Origin of the sequence: Mycobacterium sp. (assembly GCF_036488105.1) — a bacterium.
Classification (GTDB): Bacteria; Actinomycetota; Actinomycetes; order Mycobacteriales; family Mycobacteriaceae; genus Mycobacterium.
This window is the reverse complement of sequence record NZ_DASXHW010000545.1, coordinates 1-2,160: the sequence shown is the minus strand read 5'-3', so window position 1 is coordinate 2,160 and position 2,160 is coordinate 1. Positions and strand designations below refer to the sequence as shown.

1 protein-coding gene is annotated in these 2,160 nt (G+C 66.0%); it reads right to left on the bottom strand.

Translation table 11 applies throughout. The annotated features are described in order from the left end of the window. Positions 1 to 396 precede the first annotated feature (396 nt). Positions 397 to 1,749 (bottom strand): IS110 family transposase, encoded by a 1,353-nt coding sequence (locus VGH54_RS28620; RefSeq protein WP_331515541.1) that lies wholly within the window; start codon positions 1,747 to 1,749, stop codon positions 397 to 399. Positions 1,750 to 2,160: the final 411 nt, after the last annotated feature.

Genomic DNA, 2,160 nt, shown 5'->3' with positions numbered 1-2,160 from the left:
ATAGCCCGCACGCCTGCACTTTGACTCGCACTTGGCCGGCCGCAGGCTTCGGCATCGGCAGATCTTTCATCGACAGCGGGGCATTGCCGATCGGCCCGGGTTGTGAAAGCACCATCGCACGCATGACTCGGCTCCAGGCAGGGCGATGCGTCCCTTGACCTCAACTTCGCGCATCAGGAACGCTGCAACGAGACATGCTACCGCAACTACCGCCCCTCCGGCCGCGCCGGAACTTCACGACGCCACCTGCCGACAGGGCAATGGCATGTAGAGCGAAACCGGGATCGATGCTCCTTCCGCCGCTTGCGGCTTCGCGAACGAAGATGTTCTCTCCGTTGTAAAGTCGGATTTTGATTTTTTCCGCGCCATGTCATTCACCTTGGTTGTTGATTGTTTCTAGCCCGGTTGCAAAGAAGTTTCCGGCAGGAGGGCGATGACCCATGAGCCGTGCTTGACCTGGTCGCGCAGGTGTCGCTCGGCGTCGTAGGGGGTGCGGTCGGTCCACATCTTCCAGAGGATCTTGAGCCAGCGCATGGCCAGGCGGCGCAGGGCGTCGGCGTGGCCCACGCCCTGCTGGCGTTTGCGGCGGTAATATGCCTCGGCCCAAGGGCACTTGACGCGGCTTCGGTCGGCCCACAGGTGCACCGTGGCCCGCAGCGTCATATTGCAGGCCCGGCGGATGAACACCCTTCGGCTGCGTCCGGACTGCTGGGTCACCGGGGCGGCCCCGGCATAGCACTGCAACGCCTCGGGGCTCTGGAAGACCTGCCGGTCGGCACCCAGTTCGGCCAGAAGGCGTGGGGCGAGTTTCCCTCCGGCGCCGGGGAGGGAGCCGAACAGGTCGCGGTCGGGGTGTTTGGCGAACAGCTCATTGATGCGAGCGCGATACTCCTGGAGCTGGCCCTCCAAGGTCCGCAACTGTTTGGCCAGGGTGACCGCCAGCAGGCTCTTGGCGGCGGTGACTGCGGGGTTGGGGCTGGCGGCCTTTTGCGCCTGGGCGAAAAGCTCAAGGCGTTTGGCGCTGGTGGCCGGGCGATAGAGCTTGTGGGCGTGGAGGAATTTTTCCCATTTGCGTTTGCCGGCGCTGGCCAGGTGATGGGGGGTGGGGAAGGCGATGACAAACTCCCACGGGCCGCAGGCCGTCCAGTCGTCGAAGGCGGCCAGGGCGGTGGGGTAATACTCATTGAGCGCGGCCTGGATCTGGTTGACCAGCGCGGTGCGTTGGCCGATCAGCGAGATCTCGTCGCGGCACAGCAGCCGCAGCTCGCAGGTGAGCGGGTCCTGCGGCCGCAGCACGCGCCAGGCGTGGCCGTCGGTGCGCAGGGCGTCGGCAAAGCAGAAGGCGTCGAGCCGATCGCTCTTGGAGCCCGAGGGGGACTTGCGGTCACGGTAGCGTTCGGCGGCCTTGGGGTTGAGCGGAAAGACCGCCCAACCGGCCTCCAGCAATCGCTCGACGGCCGGGCCGGAACTGGTCTCGATGGCAAAGCCCACCACCGCCGGCGATCCCTCGGGCGTCTTCAACTCCGCGACCCGCGCCCGCACCTGTGCCCAGGCGTCGGGGGTGTCCTGGATGCTCAACTCCACAACGATCTTGCCGGCGGCATCAACCACGCACAGGTCGTGATGCCCCCTGGCCCAATCGACTGCGCCAAAGTGCGTCAGCGAGCCGTATGGCTCGGGAGGCTTTGACGAGGGTAAAGCCGAATCGGCCGGTGAAGTGGAAGTAGCGGAAGCGGCGGGCATGTCCATGGGTTCTCCAAAGTCCCGCGCGGCACGCTCGTCCCCCGCGCCCGGCCTGCCGCCGGTCGACCTGATACGGAGCCCTCGGGGCGAAGGGTTTGGCCTCCGCTGGGGCGGTGTTCTCTTGGACTTCTGGGCAGGCGCCTCGTCGCGGTCCGGTGATCTTCGTTCAAGCCTCGAAGGCTGAGGGACGTCAAACCGTGGCCGCGTCGTGGCGTCGGGGACAATCCTGCCTGGCTCGGGAGACGGCACATTACCCGCTTTGTCCACCGCCGGCCGGGAAGCTCCCGCCGGCGACAGCTTATTCACCGCGGCCAATTCCCCGGCCGCCGAGTTATCCACAATGCCGCTGCGCCGGCGTCTGAATGGCCGCTGCGCAGCATCATGGATAACATCGGAAGTAGTATCAGGGACGCTCTT